Origin of the sequence: Bifidobacterium psychraerophilum, assembly GCF_000741705.1 — a bacterium.
In the GTDB taxonomy this organism is placed as follows: domain Bacteria; phylum Actinomycetota; class Actinomycetes; order Actinomycetales; family Bifidobacteriaceae; genus Bombiscardovia; species Bombiscardovia psychraerophila.
This window is the reverse complement of sequence record NZ_JGZI01000009.1, coordinates 248240-268436: the sequence shown is the minus strand read 5'-3', so window position 1 is coordinate 268436 and position 20197 is coordinate 248240. Positions and strand designations below refer to the sequence as shown.

16 protein-coding genes are annotated in these 20197 nt (G+C 59.5%); 5 read left to right on the top strand and 11 right to left on the bottom strand.

Going from position 1 to position 20197, the window contains the following annotated elements; translation table 11 throughout:
* Window positions 1-242 precede the first annotated feature (242 nt).
* Complete coding sequence (locus tag BPSY_RS05010; RefSeq protein WP_033494693.1) at window positions 243-1469, top strand: trans-sulfuration enzyme family protein; 1227 nt, start codon at window positions 243-245, stop codon at window positions 1467-1469.
* A 67-nt stretch (window positions 1470-1536) separates the two neighbouring features.
* Here BPSY_RS05010 and BPSY_RS05005 read toward each other — a convergent pair whose 3' ends face one another.
* The 5 genes from BPSY_RS05005 to BPSY_RS04985 all read right to left on the bottom strand — a co-directional run bounded on the left by BPSY_RS05005 (window position 1537) and on the right by BPSY_RS04985 (window position 9209).
* Window positions 1537-5421: a transglutaminaseTgpA domain-containing protein gene (locus tag BPSY_RS05005; protein WP_034886662.1), complete on the bottom strand. Its 3885-nt coding sequence runs from the start codon at window positions 5419-5421 to the stop codon at window positions 1537-1539.
* Between the two features lie 35 nt (window positions 5422-5456).
* Complete coding sequence (locus BPSY_RS05000; RefSeq protein ID WP_051921728.1) at window positions 5457-6449, bottom strand: AAA family ATPase; 993 nt, start codon at window positions 6447-6449, stop codon at window positions 5457-5459.
* A gap of 114 nt (window positions 6450-6563) precedes the next feature.
* Window positions 6564-6857 (bottom strand): co-chaperone GroES, encoded by a 294-nt coding sequence (gene groES, locus BPSY_RS04995; protein ID WP_033494689.1) that lies wholly within the window; start codon window positions 6855-6857, stop codon window positions 6564-6566.
* Between the two features lie 240 nt (window positions 6858-7097).
* Entirely contained in the window at window positions 7098-8501 is a 1404-nt protein-coding gene (locus BPSY_RS04990; protein ID WP_162178438.1) for a hypothetical protein, read from the bottom strand.
* Window positions 8502-8555: 54 nt separating this feature from the next.
* On the bottom strand, window positions 8556-9209 hold the full coding sequence (locus tag BPSY_RS04985) for a GNAT family N-acetyltransferase (protein ID WP_033494685.1): 654 nt from the start codon (window positions 9207-9209) through the stop codon (window positions 8556-8558).
* 85 nt (window positions 9210-9294) lie between these two features.
* Between BPSY_RS04985 and BPSY_RS04980 the strand changes: the two genes are divergently transcribed.
* The 4 genes from BPSY_RS04980 to mscL all read left to right on the top strand — a co-directional run bounded on the left by BPSY_RS04980 (window position 9295) and on the right by mscL (window position 11652).
* Window positions 9295-9894: a 5-formyltetrahydrofolate cyclo-ligase gene (locus BPSY_RS04980; RefSeq protein WP_033494683.1), complete on the top strand. Its 600-nt coding sequence runs from the start codon at window positions 9295-9297 to the stop codon at window positions 9892-9894.
* 104 nt (window positions 9895-9998) lie between these two features.
* The gene (locus BPSY_RS04975) at window positions 9999-10202 is read left to right on the top strand and encodes an FmdB family zinc ribbon protein (RefSeq protein WP_033494681.1); all 204 of its coding nucleotides are present in this window, start codon (window positions 9999-10001) and stop codon (window positions 10200-10202) included.
* A gap of 240 nt (window positions 10203-10442) precedes the next feature.
* A complete protein-coding gene (locus tag BPSY_RS04970) occupies window positions 10443-11045 on the top strand; it encodes an SAF domain-containing protein (RefSeq protein WP_033494679.1) in 603 nt (200 codons plus the stop codon).
* Between the two features lie 103 nt (window positions 11046-11148).
* On the top strand, window positions 11149-11652 hold the full coding sequence (gene mscL / locus BPSY_RS04965) for a large conductance mechanosensitive channel protein MscL (RefSeq protein ID WP_033494677.1): 504 nt from the start codon (window positions 11149-11151) through the stop codon (window positions 11650-11652).
* On the opposite strand, the gene BPSY_RS04960 is transcribed toward mscL, so the two are convergent.
* The 6 genes from BPSY_RS04960 to rplJ all read right to left on the bottom strand — a co-directional run bounded on the left by BPSY_RS04960 (window position 11633) and on the right by rplJ (window position 19868).
* Window positions 11633-11854 carry a hypothetical protein gene (locus tag BPSY_RS04960; protein ID WP_033495019.1) on the bottom strand — a complete coding sequence of 74 codons (222 nt, stop codon included), beginning with the start codon at window positions 11852-11854 and terminating at the stop codon, window positions 11633-11635. The two genes, mscL and BPSY_RS04960, sit on opposite strands and share 20 nt — an antisense overlap.
* Before the next feature lie 53 nt (window positions 11855-11907).
* Window positions 11908-15564: a helicase gene (locus BPSY_RS04955; RefSeq protein WP_033494675.1), complete on the bottom strand. Its 3657-nt coding sequence runs from the start codon at window positions 15562-15564 to the stop codon at window positions 11908-11910.
* 7 nt (window positions 15565-15571) lie between these two features.
* Window positions 15572-17050 carry a variant leucine-rich repeat-containing protein gene (locus BPSY_RS04950; protein WP_033494673.1) on the bottom strand — a complete coding sequence of 493 codons (1479 nt, stop codon included), beginning with the start codon at window positions 17048-17050 and terminating at the stop codon, window positions 15572-15574.
* Between the two features lie 111 nt (window positions 17051-17161).
* Window positions 17162-18523 (bottom strand): MATE family efflux transporter, encoded by a 1362-nt coding sequence (locus tag BPSY_RS04945; RefSeq protein ID WP_033495017.1) that lies wholly within the window; start codon window positions 18521-18523, stop codon window positions 17162-17164.
* Window positions 18524-18855: 332 nt separating this feature from the next.
* Window positions 18856-19236 carry a 50S ribosomal protein L7/L12 gene (gene rplL, locus BPSY_RS04935; protein WP_033494669.1) on the bottom strand — a complete coding sequence of 127 codons (381 nt, stop codon included), beginning with the start codon at window positions 19234-19236 and terminating at the stop codon, window positions 18856-18858.
* A 110-nt stretch (window positions 19237-19346) separates the two neighbouring features.
* Window positions 19347-19868, bottom strand: coding sequence for a 50S ribosomal protein L10 (rplJ, locus tag BPSY_RS04930; protein WP_033494667.1), 522 nt, complete (start codon window positions 19866-19868; stop codon window positions 19347-19349).
* Between the last annotated feature and the right edge of the window lie 329 nt (window positions 19869-20197).

Genomic DNA, 20197 nt, shown 5'->3' with positions numbered 1-20197 from the left:
TCCTAATCCGCGGGCACGCCGTGTCATATCCTCCGGTGACGACGGCATCACGCAAGCGGCCATGCACGCGCGCATCATGGACGCGCCAATCAAGGATGACGTCCGCCGCGGTCGTGATCCAGGCATGCAGACGGATACGGTATTAGTTTTTTCCTATGGCGAATTCAAGAAGCTTGGCAAACCGGGAAAAGGCGAGCAAGGAGCAGGATGCGGCGGCCTCTGCGCTGTGATAAGTATGGCTCATGGCATCTTCCTTAACACATCAGGGCATCTCATTCGACGATCAGGAACTCGGCTTCTCCACCCGCGCCATTCATCTGGGCAATGGCACGGATGCCGAGACGGGAGCGATCCGCAGACCGATCACGCTCGCCAACGCATACGAACTGCCAGAAGACCCTTCCGACATCAACTGGTCCAGTTCAGACACCAATCTCTACACCAGAAACGGGCATCCGAACCAGCGCTATCTTGAGGCGAAAATCGCCAATCTCGAAGGAGCGGAGGACGCGGTGGTGCTTGCTTCAGGTGTGGCCGCTCTGGCCGCGACCTTCACCACCGTGCTGAATCGTGGCGATCACGCGATCTTCTCGGATACGACCTACATTGCCGCATATCGTCTGCTGCATCAGATACTGCCTGAGAAATACGGTATATCGACCAGCATCGTGGACAGCTCCGATCCGGCGAATGTCGCGGCCGCGATTCGGCCGAACACCCGGCTGGTGCATATCGAGACACCCGCCAATCCGACATTGAAGGTATCCGACATAGCGGCCATCGCCCGCCTGACACACCAGAGCGATCACGAGATCCTGCTCAGCGTGGACAACACCTTCAATACGCCGTTCAATGTGCGTCCGCTCGATTTGGGTGCGGATATCGTCATCGAAAGCCTGACGAAGTACATCAACGGCCATGGTGACGCGCTCGGGGGAGCATTGGCCACCACCAAGGCGCTCACCGATCAGGTGCGTTTCACCGCGCAGGTCAACTACGGCGGCATCATCAGCCCCTTCAACGCATGGCTGATCAACCGCGGCTCGGTGACCTTGCCCCTGCGCATGAGACAACACAACGCCTCTGCACTTGCGATCGCCAAACACCTTGAGGAAAACCCCGCCGTTCGATTCGTCGCCTACCCGGGCCTGGAATCACACCCTCACCACGACGTGGCCGCCTCGCAACTCGCACGCAAGGACTCGGGATTCGGAGGGGTGCTGAGCTTCGGGCTCAACAGTGACCACGACGGTCACAACCGTTTTGTCAGCGAACTCAATGTGATCACCTCAGCCGTATCCCTGGGTCACGATGAGAGTCTGATCGTCTTCCTGGGCGAGGACGACGAGCGGCAGTATCTGTATCCCGAAGTCTTTCATCAGGGTTTTCTTCGTTTCGCCGTCGGTCTTGAAGACACCGACGACCTGATCCGCGACATCGATCACGCCATCGAGGCGGCAGGCATATGAGCGTTCCGGAACCCCGGATCTCGGCCCGTACATCCGTTATCACGATGCGATAGTGACGTCTGGACCATCACACGATGGGCCGCCGCCGGAACAAGGATCGAGGCAGCAGGATGACGCGCATGCGGCGCAAGACCCGCAGCGCCTGAGGTGAAGTGTCCAGCGAGCGCATCAGCAGCAAGCTCCTGAGCCGCTCGACCTCATCGACGGTCGGCAACGGCGTCTGCCGACCTCGGGAGGAGGATGGAGCCCCGGAGGCATCAGCGGATGAGGCGGGGGCTCCGAAGGCGGCACGGGTCGCCTCCCGCAGCAATGATGCGAGCAGCTTGGCACTGCGCACGCCATCTCCATCAGCACCGTGGCCCAAGCCCTGCGGTCTCTCCCGATTCCCCTGCCCGCCGAGCAGCAATCCTCTCAGAACCGCGGCAAGTTCGGTATCGCTGGCATTGGAGGGGATGCGCACACCCACATCAAGCGATGTGTCCACAATCTCGGACCACAGGGCCAGCCACACTTCTCCCGCATCGTCATGTGCGCCATCGGACTCCGCCACTGTGTCCACCCGCTTGTCCGTCCGCCGTATCGAACGCTCCAAGAGGCCGTATCTACGGATTCTGCGTCTGCGTCGCAGACCATACGGCATCGCCGCCAGAGCGATAAGCAGCATGATTCCCAGCACCATCAAGGCCGCCGGCATCACGGAGGCGATGATGGCACCGGCACGCGACTGCCGCGACGCCGAGGTATCCGTACCGGCCGTTTCATCGTCCTCGCTCCTATCGGTGGCATCGCTGCTGCTCGCGGACGGTGACGGTGTTGTCGATGAGATGGACGGACTTGGCGACCGGGTGCTTTCGCTGGCCGTCGACGAGACCGTTGATGCGGCTGATGCGGTGTCCTCTTGTGTATCGGAGGACGCCGGTGTCACATCGAAAGGCACCCAGCCTATACCGTCGATGTAGACCTCCACCCATGCATGCAGCTGTTTCGCGGCAACGGTGTAGCTCCCCTGCCCCGAGCTCTGCCCTGCTATATAGCCCAGAACCATGCGCGTCGATAAGCCCATACCTCTGCCCAGCACGGCCAGAGCCGAAGCGTAATGCACACAATAACCGGATTTGCTGTTCAGGAAATCGCCGATCACCTCCATGTTGTCACGCCCGTTGCCATCTGGCTCATCCAGGGAATACACGAAATCCTTCTGATTGAAGTAGCTCACCAGATATCGCATGGCTGCCAGCTGCTCGCTCGCATTGGCGCCATCGATCGACACCCCCTGGCGTCGGCCCTGATCGATCACCGCCCGCACACTGGCTGGTAGGGCGGCGGGCAAGGTCCCATACATCCTTCTGAGCGCTTTACCTGTTCCGGTGTCGTCGGATGTGTCGCCCGAGAATGTGGAGATCATACCGTAGCTGCTGCTCCGACCGCTCAGGGCGTCAGAGCTTTGTGCAAACAGCTTCTTCTGATCGCCGAGCAAGGACTGCAGGTCGCTCAGGGACGAGAAACCCTGCACATTCGTGACCGGTTTCAGGTAGACGCTCTCGACCCGGTAGCGCATATCCGCCTGGGTGCCATCGTCATCACTACGGACGACCGCGTCGACATTGCGATGCCAGTCACCGTTGCGGATTGCGGCAGAATATTCCACGGCTTCACCAGGAATCGGAAGATACTGGGTGTCCAAGGTCTTGATGGTGATCGCCGAATCGATGAGGTAATGGTTGACGCTGCCGGTCGAGGTGGAGAACGGCGTGGAGGCCGAATCCTGACTGCCGGCAAGCAGATATTTGATCAGAGGCGTCACCCAAACCGTGTCGCTGCCGTCCGCATCTCGCAGCAGATACCCGTCCCCCACACTGGTGTAGATGCGACCACCGGCGCTTTCGAAGCCCCCGTCACTCCTTGATGTGGATGGGGAGGAAAAAGACCAGGTATCCCCATTGAAGGTGTTCAGTGTGGACAGCCGCAGATACATCGCCTCAGGCGCGGTGTAGGTCAGCACGGTGGAATCGGATCCCTCCTGCAGACCGCGTTTCAGATCGACCATCGGGTTGATAGTGCCGCTTGAGAACAGTCCCGCAGTGGGAGCCAACGGAATGTTGACCGCACGGGCCACCGTCATCGCCGGCGCAAGCAGGGCCAGGCTTACAAGCGTCACAATCGCAGAGACAACAGCAGGGGCTACAGCCCCGGTATGACCGGAGGATGTGCTCCACAGCAATATCACGAATGCCATCACCAGAGCGGCGATCGGCCAGGCACCCTGGATCTCGCCGGTCATCTGGTACGACATCACCATCATCAGACCGGGGAGCAGAGCAACAACCGGAGATAGGCGCAGCTGTGCGAGCATGATGCGGATCAGCGCCATCACCGCTGCGGCAGCGACGATGATCAGGGCATCAGCCTGGGCGCTGAGCTGGACGGGTGGGTACTGGGCATAGAGATGATCGAAGCCATCAACCAGTACATCCCAGAGCGTCGTGGTATTCGTCACCCATTCTTCGGCGACCCCACCCGAAGTCATCGTGGACTCGTGGGCATACGGTATGAACAGCCACTCGCCGGTACTGCCGTGGATGCGGAACACCACGAGGAGCACCGCCACAATGGCCATGCACACCGATGACAGCAAGGCACGGGCGAGGGACTGGCTCGTTTTGCGCATGGACAGACCGACATCAACGGCGAGCACAGCAAAACCGATACCTATGAACCACGGCCACCATGCATCCTGTGGCTTCAATAGCTGGCTCATCGCCAGCAAGGACAGCGAAATAAGCATCCACAAAGCCGCAACCGTCGCCAGCACGGCGGCCATGCCCCGCTGCCGGGAGGGGTGATCGGATTTTCTTGGCCGGCCAGCAGGTACCGGACATGGCGAGGGTGCGGCATCCGACGGCATCCCACCATCGGGGCCCGCTGCGCGGCTGCGAAGCCCCGTTTCCTGTGCGCCCGCAGGGTGAAGCACCCGATATGGGATTGGATGCGGGGCACTGGCCATAACTGCGGCTATGGCCTCATCCGATCTGCTGCTGACCACCAGTATCGTGGTCGGAGTCCGTTTGCTCCCCTGGAATCCCTCAACCATGTGCGGCAGTTGCGACCAGGGGTCATCGGTGGTCCGCACCGCTGCAAGCTGACGCATAATCGACAGATGATCGTTATAGATGCCCGTACCATCCGAATAGCTGATGCCATTGTGCCCGGATTCCAAGGATTCAAAGCGACGCATCAATTCCTGAACGCATGATTCGAGATCGGAATCCCCTGGATCCAACAGCAGCAGCAACTCAGCCGTTTTATCCCGATCCATCTCCCTCGTCATCAGTTCACCACGGTGAGCGGTGTATTTCCAAGCGATCAGACGGGGGGAATCGCCTGCCTCGTACTGGCGGACGCCACTGAAACCCTGTGATTGCCCGGCCAATAGCGCATCCGGGGCCTTATCCGACACCGAGCTCTCCTGTGGGACATCGGGCAACAGCAGGACTTCGTCACCTTGGATGCCCATCCCCTTGCGCACCTTCCAGAGTGCAAAGGGATCCTTCCAGGAGACCATCAGCGACTCCAGCCGAAACAGTCCTCTTTTCCGCGGCAATCCGCCCATATGCCTTTCGACCGCGATACTTCGCTGATCAAGTTGTATCCACTGCTCCTCCAATCGAAGATCATGCGGAAGCAGCACACCTTGGACCCATGTGCCGCGTTTGGCGTCAACGAGGAAGCGTGGATTGATCGTCTCGGTGGCACTGATCAGTTTTCGCGAGCACAACGCCCACTGCACAAGCACCATCAGCAGCGAAAACACCGGCAAGGCAAGCAGAGCCAAGGAAACGGCCATCAGGGTGCGATCATCGAGCGAAAGTCCGAGTACGGTCGTCACGGCGGCTATCAGCAGCAGCATACCGGCCGCAATCGTCGGGCGAAGCATCTGGTGCCGCGCCTTCATAACCGACCGCCGTCTCCTGTGCCCGCGTCCGATCATCATCGTGCCCGGTTCAGCCATCCCGGCGATGAACTGCGCGAAGCCGACTCCTGTGATGCACGTGGGACCGCGATCCCCTCAAGAACCCGATCCAGCACGTCGTATCTGCTGCCCATCGAGGTATTGAATCTCGATTCCCTCAGCACCAGACGATGCGCCAGCACCGGCTTGGCAAGAGCGATCACGTCATCGGCGATGACGAAGTCACGTCCTTGCAACATCGCCCAGGCCTTGGCCATGGCCGCGAGCGCGAAGCCGGCTCGTGGCGATGCCCCGAAAGTAACCGATTCGTCAGTTCGCGTCGCGTGGAGTATGGCGACGATGTACGCCGCAACGGCCTCGCTGATGAAGACCCGGCCAGCGGACGCTTTCAGATGCAGTACGTCCTGCAGGGTGCATAGCGCTTCAAACCCTCCGAGAGGGTCCGTGCCCGCGGCCTGCGCGATCGCACGGGTCTCCACATCGGCAGGTGGATATCCCAGACTGGTGCATGCGGTGAAGCGGTCGAGCTGCGCTTCGGGCAGAGGGTATGTTCCCTCCAGTTCGATGGGATTCTGTGTGGCTACGACGAAGAAGGGGTCGGGAAGGGAGTAGGTGTTGCCATCGACGCTGACATGCCCTTCACCCATGGCCTCCAGCATCGCGGATTGGGTCTTGGGATTCGCACGATTGACCTCGTCGGCGATGACGATATTGGCGAATAAGGGGCCTTGACGGAAAGCGAATTCCTGTGACCGCTGGTCATAGACGCTCACGCCGGTCAGATCGCTGGGAAGCATATCCGGTGTGAACTGGATGCGGCTGACCTTACCCGAAATGGCCTTGGCAAGCCCTTTCGCCATCGTGGTCTTCCCCACACCCGGAACATCCTCGAGGAGGAGATGCCCTCCGGCGCATATCGTGGTGATGGCAAGGGCGATCACATCCCTTGGGCTCGACAGCACATCATCAAGCGCATCGATCAGATGATTCGCCAAATCGCTTGTTTCCATTGAGGCTCCCCCACCGCAGGCACATGATGCCATCATTGTACGCAATAGCCCCGCTGAACACCTTATGGCGATCAGCGGGGCTATCGGGCAATATGTATGCTAGCCCAACGGTGACTAGTTGAGCACTGCAAGCACGTCGCGTGCGGAGACGATCAGATAATCCTCGCCCTGGTAATGGACCTCGGTGCCGCCGTACTTCGAGTACAGCACCTTGTCCCCAACCTTGACATCGACCGGGACGCGCTCGCCCTTGTCATCGCGACGCCCTGGGCCTACAGCGAGGATTTCGCCCTGCTGTGGCTTTTCCTTGGCGGTGTCCGGGATGACCAGACCTGAAGCGGTCGTGGTTTCGGCAGCTGCCTGCTTGATGACAATCTTGTCTTCCAACGGTGTGAGTGAGATCGACACTGTGGACCTCCTCTTTCTTATAAGAGAATCGATTATTTCCGCGCGAAAACGTCGTCGAGAGGCTGACGGGACACTCCACGGCTGTTCTCTTGCGCTACAGGTTATGGTAGCGCGAAATTAGCACTCTGCCAACTTGAGTGCTAATGCTATTGGTGAACATACCAACCATGTCTGCAAGGGAGTTCCCTGAGACGGCAGCCGCGATCCCGCAACCGGCAGCTCCGTCAGACTGCTGCAGGGTCAGGATCTGACACGACGAGCCAGAATGGATTCGAGACTCACCCCGAGGGAATCAGAGGTCTGCTCCGGCGCATCCACATCCGCGGTGGTCTCTGCGTCATGGAAACGACCTGTGGCGAGCGTCTCGTCACGGTCCGGGTCCTGTGCGACTTCCTTGGCCTCTACGGCTTGGGCATCCGCTGCCTTGGCATCGGCGTCCGCAGCGATCCGCTGATTCACCGATCCGCCACCCAGAGGCTTACGCTGCTTCGGCACCGCCTTGGATACCTGACGCTGCGATTTGATCTCAAGGCTCTGCGCCTCTTGCACATCGCCCTCGGAGGCATCCCTGGATCCGCCCAGAGAGAAGGAAATAAGATCCTGGGAAGCAGCCATTTCGAAAGCATCAAGCGCCGGTGAGGGAGAGATCACGTGCAACTCCTTCGTCGCATCCGCAACTTCGGCCTTCTCATGGGCCGAAGGCTGATCGGCCCGCTGCGCGTCATCCATAGCAGAAGCCGCGTCGGCAGGGCTCGGAGACTGCTCAACCGGAGCCTTCACAGCATTGCCCCGCTCAGACTCGTTCGGCGTGGGCTGCTTCTGATCGGCCTGCGCATCGTGCAGGGCCTCCTGGCGATCCCTGCGCTCCTGCCTTTGCGTGAGGGCACGTTGCTTATCCTGTTGCGCCTTGCGCAACACATCATGAATCTCACTCGCCGCGAGTACATTCGTCAGGCCCTCATCCTTTGAAGACCCACTCGCATGATCGATCCGGTCCGCATGCTCGGCGGAAAGCGCATCAGTCCGGGAAAGCGTGGTGTAGACAGGCTGAGCCTGGTCATATCCTCCCTTGCCGGCGGCGGAATCCCCACCCACAGCCACATCATCACCCACACCTGTGCGGGGGCGTTCCTGCTGTTGCGTGGGCTTGTTCCTGCGACTGTCGGCCAGGTCCTGTTCCCATCGACGGGCATCCGCGGAGGCTTTGGCGCCGAGGGCGAGCACCACCACGAGCAGCAACGCCGGAATCATGATGAACAAAGGGCTGAATTGCATCGAGAATGCGAGCACCACAACCACTGCGGTCACCACCACCAACACCGACACCACTATCTGGCGTCTACGCACCGCTTCACGCCTCATCGTCCTGATTCGGGCAATGCGCTCCTGCGTGTGTGCGGAATCGTTCCGGTGCTGCTGTGACCCCATGGACAAACCTTTCGTTTGTTGCGAACCCCCATCGCTGAAACGGGTCGCATCATTCGCACCAACAATATGAAGCGATGAGGAATACCGGTCCTCCCGGTGCTCCGATGCCCGTTTCATACCCCTGATGGTGCGCCGCGGCAACCATCCCAGAATGAGGACCGCGGCCATCACTGCCAGCACAATGCTGCTCAGTGAGTCGTAATCCATACGCCCCACGATAGTTGAGAGTCGCGCGGAATGAAAAGATTTACATGGTGTGTCGGCAAAATCTCAATGTTGCAGGCGCGCCAATACGGATTCCTGGATATCCTCGGTCATCAGCACGAAGACCTCATGATCCCTCCAGACACCGTTGATATACATGTATCGCAAACGCACGCCCTCGTACCTGGCGCGCAGCTTTTCCACCACACGCTTCGAGCGGCGGTTCTCCGGCAATATCGCGATCTCTATACGGTGCAGACGCGGGCCGGAGGGGTCCGTCAAAGCCCAATCCGAGGCCATGGCCACGGCAAGGGGCGCGAAACCATGCCCGATCCAACGCTCATCCATCCAATATCCCATCGTTGCGGTACGCATCGCACCGTAACTGATCGCGCCCAGGGAAAGCTGACCGACGATATGCCCCTGGTATTCAATGAGGAACACCACCCCCGTCCCATCGGATTCGCCCTGCCTCTCCCGGCGGACCCACTGTGCGAAACTGATCGCGGAGGCATGCATCGGATCCCCTGATTCCCAGGGTTGCAACCATGTCTTATTGCGCCAACGAACCTCGTTCCACTCTTCCTGATCCTCTAGCTCGATCTGCCTGAGCCGAATCGGAGCGAAACCGGCAGGAGCCTCGATGGCACCGGGCACACGAAGGCTTGACTCACTTGGATGGGGCTGCAAAGCGGCCTTCAAGGACTGGAAAACGGACATGCCTTTCATTGTCCCACTGCATCCGAACCACGCGCCGCACAGGATGCAGACACCGTCGGACCCCATGTGCTGATAGAACGGGGGTGTGAACAACACGGAGGATGTCCAGCGGAAAAAACAGCAGGCCCGGTCCTCGGCATTCCTGGCGCGTGCCGAGATGAGCCCCGTCTTATGCGAGGAGGCCGGCAAAAGGCTTGTCGCCCATGCGCATCAGGCGGGATTGCTGACCTCATCCCCCACGGTTTCGGCATTCATCTCCATGGGGACGGAGATATCAACGCTGCCCCTGCTCGCAGCATTGCTGGAAGCACAGCGCAAGATACTCGTGCCGAGACTCGGCAAGGGACGGGAAGTGCTCTGGAGCACATTGCCGGATTTGGATTCGATTCACGATATGGGTGCCAAACGTCCCAAAGAACCTTCGAATCAGGCCCTGTCTCCTGAGAGCCTTCATGCGGCAGGGGTTGTTTTCGTGCCGGCCTTGGCCGTGGACCATGACGGCAACCGTTTGGGGCGGGGGGCGGCGTGGTATGACGAGGCCCTGGCTTTCCGTTCCGAGCACGCACTGACCGTCGCCATCTGCTGGCCGTGGGAATTCAGCGAGACCGCGGTGCCGACACAGCCCCATGATGTGCATATGGATGCTGTGCTCACACCGGAGGCTTTCACGCTCCTAGCCAGTTAAGCGGCATAAGACCGGACGGGGTGCAATAATACCTTCTTGGAAGCAAGCGCCCCCAGGACGGCTGCCGATTATGAGATTTGAACCATGAACGAAGGACAGAAGCGGTGCCTACCTACCATTACCGTTGCAAGAACTGCCAGTATGATTTCACCGAACACCAGTCGTTCGACGATGAGCCCATCACGGTATGCCCTCGATGCGGCGAGGCCCAGGTACGCAAGGTGTTCTCAGCAGTGCCCATCGAATTCAAAGGACACGGTTTTTATCGCACCGACAGCGGTTCACACGGTTCCTCGTCCAAGAAGTAGCACCAACCCTCAGCACTGAGAACGGTGGCGGCATGGATCCCGAGCATCTCAGGGATACATTCGACCACATCTCCGGAAGGGATTGAAAGACCCGGAGCCTCCTGGCACCATGCCAGGATGACCAGCATTCAACTATCACACGCGAGTCTCCCCATATCCGGAAGCCTGCGTCACCGACGCCTACGCGCCAGAGCCAGACGCCTTGCCTGCGCGATGCTGGTTGCGGTATGCGTCTTTACGATGATGAGATTCATCGGCTCTCTGGCCACGGACACCACACGGATCGTGGTCGCCGCGCGCGGCATCGAACGCGGTGAAAGCCTGGATGCGCCATCGATGCGCGTCGTGGAGGTGCCGCGGAGTGACGTGTTCCGTCAGGCCTTCACCACCCCCGCCCAGGCACTGAAGCGCGTCTCACGCACGGCCATCGCCAAAGGGCAGCCGATATACCGCAACTCCGTCGCACTCCTTGCGGAGCCGTCCGCAGGCCTGACCGATGTGCGCGTCACCTTGGCCAGCCTCCCCGGCGGCCTGATGCCCGGCGAGGAGGTGCGTCTGGTGTCATCCGACGGCTGTGAAGTCTCCGAAGGCAGGAATCCGGGCGATAAGGCATCCGATGAGGGCCCACCCGACCGTGATCGATTCGAGGGCCTGTGCGTTCTCAGCGAGAAGGCCCTCGTAGTTGACATTCCGCTGGCTCAGCATGCGGGCGGACTGTTCTCCCCCACCGAGAGCCTTGAGCGGTCAGATCAGACGGCCGTCTTCGCATTGACACCTGAAGATGCCATCGCCGTGATCGCGCAACAGAGCCGCGGCCCCATTCTGGCCGTGACTACGCGCTGAGAGAGTTTGAGCACATCAACACGCGAATACACGAAGGTCGGCAATAATAAGATTGGGAGATTCATTTTTTGAACACGGCGCATGCGCCGTAGAAGGAGCAATCATGGCATCATCACACGATATGAGCGCAAAGGCAATGAACGCCTCACATCAACTCGCGGCACTCACCGATAAGGGACCGTTGGGAGGATTCAAGAAATTCATCTCACGTGGTTCGATGGTCGATATGGCAGTCGGCGTGGTCATGGGCTCCGCCGTCACTGCAGTCGTCAACTCAATCGTGAAATCATTCATCAGCCCGCTGATCGCCATGATCTTCGGAAAAGCCGATCTGTCGAAACTGCTGACCATCGAATACAACAACGCGACCATTTCCTTCGGGGCCATTCTTGGCGAGATCATCAACTTCCTGATCATCGCCGCTGCCGTCTACTTCTGCATCATCCTGCCGATCAACAAGCTGCGTGATATGACCCGTGCCGCCAGCGGCGTCGAGGAGGAAGAATCACCGGCAGAGCCAAGCCCTGAAGAGCAGACCGTCATTCTGCTCCAGGAGATTCGCGACCAGCTCAACAACGGTTCGCGCATCACTCCTTCTCAGCACTGAACACACCCCAGTGCGGAGGTAGTTCCCCGAGGATGCGGTTGTCATCATCCGCATCCTTGGCCCCTTTGGGGCGCATATCCGAAGGCTCTTCCTTCACACCATCGGCATCGAAATACTCGGTGCCTTTCCTGACCACGCGACGATGCCTGCGTCGGGGCGCGGTTTTCCCATCCGCATCGGCGGATACCGAGGAAGCCCCCACATCCCCGTCATGATGTCCGGCGGGCTGATCCGCATCGATGGGCAGTCCTTCGCTCACTGTATTTCACCATACATCTGCGCAAGCTGGGCGACTATCCTGTCGACTTCCTTATCCGGGTTCACGAAGGCCGCCACGCTCCATACGGTGATAACCGACCACCCGAGCATCTGCAGGTCCTCCGTGATGAAGCGATGCCGCTCCCGGGTCGACTGCACACGCATGAAATCTGCGTTGTCCGTCAGCACCGCCAGACCGAATGGCTTTCCTTTGATGCCGACGACCAGGGGGATGCGAGAACCGCTTCTCGTCCCATAGTCAACCGCCACATTCAGACCCCGTGCCTTGATGCGTTCAGCCAGATCGTTAAGCAGTATATCCGAAGCCGATTCATGGGCCATAGGCAGATCCACAGTCCGATGGCTGTCCAGATCCTCGGCCCAGGCAAGCATGGTTTTGAGCAGCTGCGGACCGGACTGGTGTATGCGCTCATCCTCGAGGTCCTCTGAGCCGAAGGCGCTGACGATGTCAAGGTTGCGGTTCGCCAATGCAAGCGCATCAAGCAACATGCCGCGACCACCCTCACCCTCCAACTCACCGAACTGCTGCAGCAGACGCCCGTGCATCGTTTTGGCGAAGCCCAGGGATAGGATCACGTCGCTGGCCTGGGCACCGGCGACCTCATCCACGCCGATGATACGGACGTGTCTGAGGAAGGCGGCGAAGGTTTTGTCCTTCGACGCGCAGGCCTTCAACTCGGCACCCAACCTGGTGCGGTGGGTCGGAGACAAAGTGATGATGCTGAGCACATATGACGCCGGGACGATCGTGAAGCTGGCGGCCCGGGCCTTGAGCATATCCACAACCGTATTGATCTCCTGTTGGCTGGATTCGACCAAGCCGGAAGACATCACGGGAACGCCACTGCCATTGACGAAGGTGTAGTTCACGGTGCCGCGGACGCTCTCGGAGGTCGGTTCGGCCTTGATGTCACCGTAGCCGTTCCTTTCCAGGAAGTCGCAGAGTTCCGGTGGCCTTCTGTCCGGACGTGTGTCCACGGGAATCCTGACCAGCATCCCCATCAGGTCACGCAGCCCCTCGGATGTGACCGTGGGACCATGGGCGATGATCACCACCTGTTTCACTCTGCTGAGCACACTGAGCAGTTCGATCGAAGGCAGATGCGAGGCGGCGTCGATAATCGCGAGATCGGCCAAAGGCTCAGGATCCGTCAGGGCGGCAAGTGTTGCCGGGGTGGCGACCAGAATGGGTTTGGCTGCCGAGAACAGCGTCTGATGGCTTTTGCGCAGCCTGCTCAGGGAGACCTTATGGCTCCCGGCCAGAAGCGTGTGGAGTTGGTTGGCCTCCTGGGTCCTGGCGAACAGCTGTTCAGACAATCTTCTGGTCGATTCCTGCGCGACCATGGCACCGATGCTGCGCACGTGTTCCGTATCGACCTGATTGAAGCGTTCGGCCGCATTGGACAGTGCGGAACCATCCTGATTCGAGATGATGGCCGATGAACGGACGATGTCCTCGAATACGGTGGTCCACCAAGCCAGCTGGAGCTCGGCTCCGACACCCTCACGCGCAACATGTCTGGCGTGCAGATCATCTACGAGTTCGGTCAGGCCCTTGGCATCGAATTCACGCTCCAGGGAACTGCGCTCAGGAAGGGACTCCAATGCAAGATGATCCTCGAAGAGACGCTTGAGCCTGTCTTCGACATCGTTGAGGCCTATCGTCTCCAAGGCCCCACCTTCGGGGGTTGAGGCAAGCACGACGTTGAGCGCGGTCATATCGCGGGACATCGCCTCTTCCGTCTCCATGATGTCATCAAGACGGGCGGGCAGAACCGGCCAGCCACCGTGAGGCACCAGGCTGCGCCACTGTTCCGATTGCTTGGCCACGACCACCAGGGCATCATGCAGGTTCTCCACCTGCGCGCCGGCACGCAGCAGGCTCTTCGCCTCTTTGATGTGCCGACGGCGCTCCCAGAAGCCCATCGATGTGCCTTCGGTCTTGCGCTTGGCCTTGGATTTCGAAGCCTCGATCATGGCGGCGATATCGCGCTCGAAGATCTCGGGCTGGAACACATCCAGCACACGACGTAGATTCCTCAGCACCACGACCTGACGGCTCCAATCCTGGGCCGTCGCAGGAACAGGGAAACCACAGGTGTTGACCGTGGATGCCACCTGCGTACGCGTGGCGGGCAGCAGCTTCTCCAGCATACGGACCACACGCTCGTAAGCGGTGACGGCATCATCCTCCGTATACAAGGAGGCCTTGTACCATGCCGTGTCATCCGGACCTATGGTGAATTCTCCGAGTTCGGCGGCTCGCTCCAACTTGGCGCACCACTCCTGCATCGTCGAGACCAATGAGCGCGTGGTCTGTGGACTCAGGCGCACATGGGTTGCGGGATGGGTCGGCAGCGCGGCGATATTCGCCAGATTCTGTATGGTCTGGTAGGCACTGACACCCCACTGCTCACTGATGCCGTGGAGATCCCCCAGATATCTGGTGAGTCGGGAGCGGACACCCACAAGCTCATCGGCGAGCTGGTCGAAATGCGTCACGGCGCTTCCGGGTTGGAATCCGACCGCGTTGATCAGCTGACGGTCGATCTGTGCATTGGTGTTGCTCTCGGTGACATCGAGCATCAGCGCGTTCATCTCGCTTGCGCGGAGCTCCTGTGCAAAGCGCTTCTTCTGGTCTGCCACACCTGGGACATACAGTACGCTTCGGCCGTTCATCACACAGCGCGAGGCTATCGCAGCGGCATGGAGCGCGCCCGCCTTGCCGGCCGGTTCATCGACGAACACCGATCTGCCGGCCGACGCCAACTGGGCGGCGTAGCGCACGGAGTTCCTCACATCGCCGATTTCGAACTCGGCATGGGGATCAGCGTCGAAAGGACTGAATTCAGGGACTTCCTGGCCGGAAAGCTCTGCTATGGACTTCGTATCGCCCGCCAGGGCATCCAACACCGCATTGCCGACGGGCCCTTCGGCAAGCCGGTCAATGATGTCAAGGCTCTCCCCCATCAGCAGAGCCGATGGCTCGACGAAACAGCCGAGTATCACCTTGCGCTCGATGGCGAAACCTGGGATAAGGCCATTGGCCTTTCCTGAAATCACACTGAACAGCGCCGAGCTTTCGGGCGTCCCGCCTTCATAACGGGAGGCATCGAAGAGCTCCTTGACGTCCAGATTCACACCACGCTCACGCAGGGCCGAAACCAGAGCCGAATTGACATCCACCTTCCCGGTGAAGCGAATCATGGATTTGGAGAAGGATGAGGCGTTCCTCTCGATGTTCACCGGGTACAAGAGCACAGGCATCGAACTGCCCTGCCATGTCGCCACCCCGATGATCAGCGAAAGCTCGGCGCAGCCGCTGATCCGTTCCTTGGTCGCCCTGTCGTCAAGCACACGTTCCAACCTGCGGTTGGCCGCTCTGAGCATGCCGTTGTCCCGGAACAGGGCATCGAGGTGCACCTGTCCACTGGCGAAAAGCTGTGCGATTCCCGAAGGATGGGCATGGGTCAGATCGAGGCTGGCCGACAACTGGGAGATGTCCTCCAAAGGGGTAGGCCCGACCCCAGCCTGATATGAACGTCGCCATTGGCGAATACGGTCCAAGGACAACGGCGTTTCCTGGGGCTTGTCATCTGCCTCGGCATTGGTGCTGCGCTGTGATTCACTCATTCATTACTCACTTCCGTGTCGCCGCCACATACTCCTGGTATCCCTGGTTCTTGGAGAGGGCGGTATCCACATCCTGATTGCCTTGTGCCGCAAGCCACGCGTACAGATCATCGTACAAAGCCACATTCATGGCAAGGAACGGAAGCAGCTCCGGGTGCTTGGCCATCTCGAACTGCTGTGCGAAATCCCTTGAATTGCGGGCGTCGTCGGAACTCAGACCATCGACCTCGACCAGTGGCTGTCTCTGTTCGAAATCCCCTTTGGACACACGTTCGAACACCGATCCCGGCTCATAGACGGCAGCGGACATGCCGCTTTCCTCATTCGTCTGCTGCTCGGACGGTCTCTCGTACACACTGCGCTGCCGCTCCTCCTCCTCGGAAGCCAGCTGGGCGGCTGCCAAAGGCTGGAAGCCGGTGGATGCATTCGGCACCTGGGCTGAAGAGGCATCACCTGCGAACACGCCATCAAGCGCATCGGCGAAGAGATCACGCTGCTGTGGCTCACCGACGTTCCCATGCGCCGATGCCGCTGCATCGGCGGTATTCGTCTCTTCTGCCGACTGCGCTGATTCACCTGCGTCGTCGGCGGCTGGTGCGGCTGACGCATCTGGTTCCTCGGAGGAACTGTGCGCTGCATCTCCCTGGCCGGTGTCCTCACCGGATTCTTCCTTCCGGGCAGATGAGGCGTCATCCGTATCAACGCCTTCCGATGCCTCGGCTTTCCCTGCAGCCAGGGTTTCGAGGACACGGGTGCTTTCCGCATCATCGTCGTGCCCGGCATCCCCGGCTGTGTTTGACGTGTCGGAGCCGTCAGCATTGGCTTCCTCCGCGTTGTGTGTCGCCTTGGCATCAAGACCGGCCTGCACACTGTTCGGCGTCTGTCCGCCATCGTCCGCCGCGGTGAAATCCTGTTGGTCACGGAGGGCTTGGTCGTGCAAGGCGTTGATTCGGCTGCGCACGCTGCTGGCATCGAATGCACTCGTCGGCTCACCCGCGCGCAGATCAAGGATGTCGTCAACGGACATATCGGCTGCATCCGGTTCCTGCGCGCCCTCGGAAGTCGCATAGGTGAAGAGATCCGAGACGTCGTTCGCCACTGGCTTGTCCTCACCGGAAACTTCCACTTTCACAAAGTCAACGGGCACATCGCCGAATTGAAAGCGCATCGGCGAGCGAGGCAGCAGGAAATCCGTATCCAAGGGCACTCGGATCAGTCCCCCGTCGTTGCGGACGATGTACGAGCCATTGGTGGAGGCCAGATCACGCAGGGTCGCCGACCCTGACGTCGTCACTTGGAAACGCGCGTGACGTTTCGACATTGATTTACTCTGATCCGGCACATCCAGACGTTTGCCTTCGTCATTGGCAATAGGGCGCATCGGCTTTCGGCCGATCTCGATGCTTTCGCCCGGGGACACACGGACTTCCTCAACACCGCTTACTTTGACGATCCACTGCTGCGACGGTCGCTGCTCACCACTCACTGCTGTCGTCCTCCCTGAAAAAATGTCCAAGACTCCACACTACCTGCCATTGTGTCATGAAAGCGCTGGATTTTGAGGCATATGAACGTGATTCTCCCATAATCCTTGAATTCAGCCTTTCTCTTTGCGTATGCGCAGGCTCCGCAGCACTCGGCCCTGCAGCGGAATCGTGACGATGAAAGTCAGCACATCCGAAAACGATTGGGCCGCCTGGACGCCGAGGAAACCCATCAGATGGGGCAGCAGCAACACCGCCGGGGCGAGGAAAAGACCGAGTCTGCACAAGGCCAGCAGGGAGGCGATCCCGGTTTTCCCCATGGTCTGCTGCATCATATTCGACATCATGTTGTATCCGCCGAGCATCACGGTTGTGCATTGGATGCGAAGCGCCAGGGAGCCCACAGCGATGACCTCGGGATCCGATCGGAACAAGGCGATCAGATGCGGTGCGGAAAACCACATCAGCACGGCCATCACCACCAGTGCGGCCGTGGAGAGCCGTACGCAGAACCAGTATCCAGCCTTGACCCTGGCGAAGAGGCCGGCGCCGAAGTTGTATCCGCAGACGGGCTGGAAACCCTGTCCCAGACCGATGATCATCGAATTGGCGAACATCATGATGCGCATGACAATCGCCATTCCGGCGATCGCGGCATCGCCGAAGGGGTTCGCGGCGATGTTCACGCAGGTGACCGCCACCGAGCCTGCGCCTTGACGAACGAGCGAGGGCAGACCGCCTCCCATGATCTCCCGCACCAGCAGCACCGTGGGTTGGCATTGGCGCCAGCTCAGCCGGATGACGGCGTGTTTGAGGCTCATCCTGAGCAGGATCATGAAGGCGACACTCTGACAGACCGCCGTGGCAAGTCCTGCCCCGAATATTCCCATGCCAAGCACGAAGATGAAGACGGGGGCGATGATGAAATTGAGCAAAGCACCGGATACCAAGCCATACATCCCGAGTGCGGATTGGCCCTGGTACCGCAGTTGGCCGTTCATCGTGAAGGAGGCGCAGACCAGCGGGGACACGCTCAGAATCGGTGTGAGGTATTCGACCGCATATGGCGCGATGGTGGATGTGGAGCCCAGAACGACAACAAGCCATCGCAAGGTCAGCAATGAGAGCACCGCGACCACGGCTCCACACAGCAATGAACCGAAGAATCCGATTGACAGCAGTTTGCCCGCCCGATCGACATTATGCTTTCCCAGCTCCCGTGCGATGGTGTTGCCGGAACCGTTGCCAAAGAAGAATCCGATCGCCTGCAGAATCGTCATCACTGAAAAGGCTATGCCGATTGCGCCTGATTGGGCCGTGCCGAGATGCCCGATGAAGAAGGTATCCGCCAGATTGTAGGCCATCGTCACCAGATTGGAGATGATCGCCGGAATGCAGAGGCGAAGGATCAACCGTTGTACGGAGCCCTGTGTCATCTCTCGGTATTTGGCATCCGCCTGGGCTTTTCGCAACATCGGCAGACGTGCATCATGCCCTTTGAGGACGACAGAATCTTCTGTCATCTATGGATTCTCCTCTGATCTGACCGCGCTTGCCCCATCCTGATCGTGCATCGGTATCGGTATCGACTTCGCCTTTCCACTGTACGACCACGAATTGCCCACGTCACCTTCTGCTTGCTGGCAGCGATACACGGCATACGGGTAGATACCCGCGTGCGACGCTGCATGCGGGTGTTTCCCTGCAAGGTCTGTGATCCTGCGGGGTCCATCCATACAGAAAACCCCGTCGTGCATGCAGCTCCTTGGAGCTGAAAGCACGGCGGGGTTCTGTAAGAGTCAGAAGACTACTTGAGTTCGACGGTTGCGCCGGCCTCTTCGAGAGCGGCCTTGGCCTTGTCGGCATCTTCCTTCTTGGCCTTCTCAAGAACAGCCTTAGGAGCTGAATCGACGAGACCCTTGGCTTCGGCCAGACCGAGGTTGGTCAGGGCGCGAACGGCCTTGATGACCTGGATCTTCTTGTCACCGACGGAGGAAAGGATGACATCGAACTCATCCTTCTCTTCTTCGACGGCAGCGGCAGCGCCAGGAGCAGCGGCGACGGCGGCCACAGGAGCGGCAGCTTCGACGTCGAACTCGTCCTCGAACTTCTTGACGAAGTCAGAGAGCTCAACCAGGGTCATTTCCTTGAATGCTTCAAGGAGCTCATCAGCAGAGAGCTTAGCCATAATGGCTTCCTTTCATTAATACGTTTCCCGGCCTCACGACCTGAAAACGCCACATCTTATTGTTGTTACCAGTGAGACAGCCCTTATTGCGAAATACTCCGCAATGGTTATCAGGCGGCCTGTTCCTGCTTCTCGCGCAGCGCATCGATCGTACGAACCGCCTTGGTGGGCAGTGCGACGAATGCGAATGCAGCCTTGGCCATCGTGCCCTTGAGAGCACCGGCCATCTTGGAGAGCAGAACCTCGCGGGATTCAAGATCAGCGAGCTTGGTCACGCCCTCAGCGTTGTAGATGGTTCCATCTGCGAAACCACCCTTGACGATGAGCTGCTTGTTTGCCTTGTTGAAGTCACGCAGTGTCTTTGCGGCCTGGACGTAATCGCCCTTGACGAAGGTGATGGCGGTGGGGCCGGCGAGCAATTCGTCGAGTCCATCTACACCAGCCTCTTTGGCTGCAATGCGAGCGAGCGTGTTCTTCGCCACGGCATAGGAAGTATCGCGGCCTAGTTTGTCACGCAGGTCTGCGATCTGCGGGACACTGAGCCCGCGGTACTCGGTGAGCAGGATTGCATCAGCTTCGCGGAATTTACCCGTAAGCTCTGCAACCACCTCTTCCTTTTCGGGCCTTTTCATGGCGTTCCTTCCTAAATCGACCGTCAATCAGTCCGACTTGCACCTGTCGGGGCAATAAAAAAGCCCCGCACGCAGGCGGAGCATCAATCTGTGTTCGTCATGCGGATACCCGCATCACCAACGCCCAAAGGGCAATCAATCTCAACCTACGCTGGCTTGGCAAGCCTAACTTCGTGAACCAAATGGTCCCGACCAACGGTCTGTGGTTTACATCGTGTGACAATACACGTTGTTGTGGACCAGCGCAAGTACGCTGCCGTCATCGGGACCTATCGGGGTGCGCGGAAGGCAATATGACACGCCGAAGCGATCGATGCCATACATCGCTG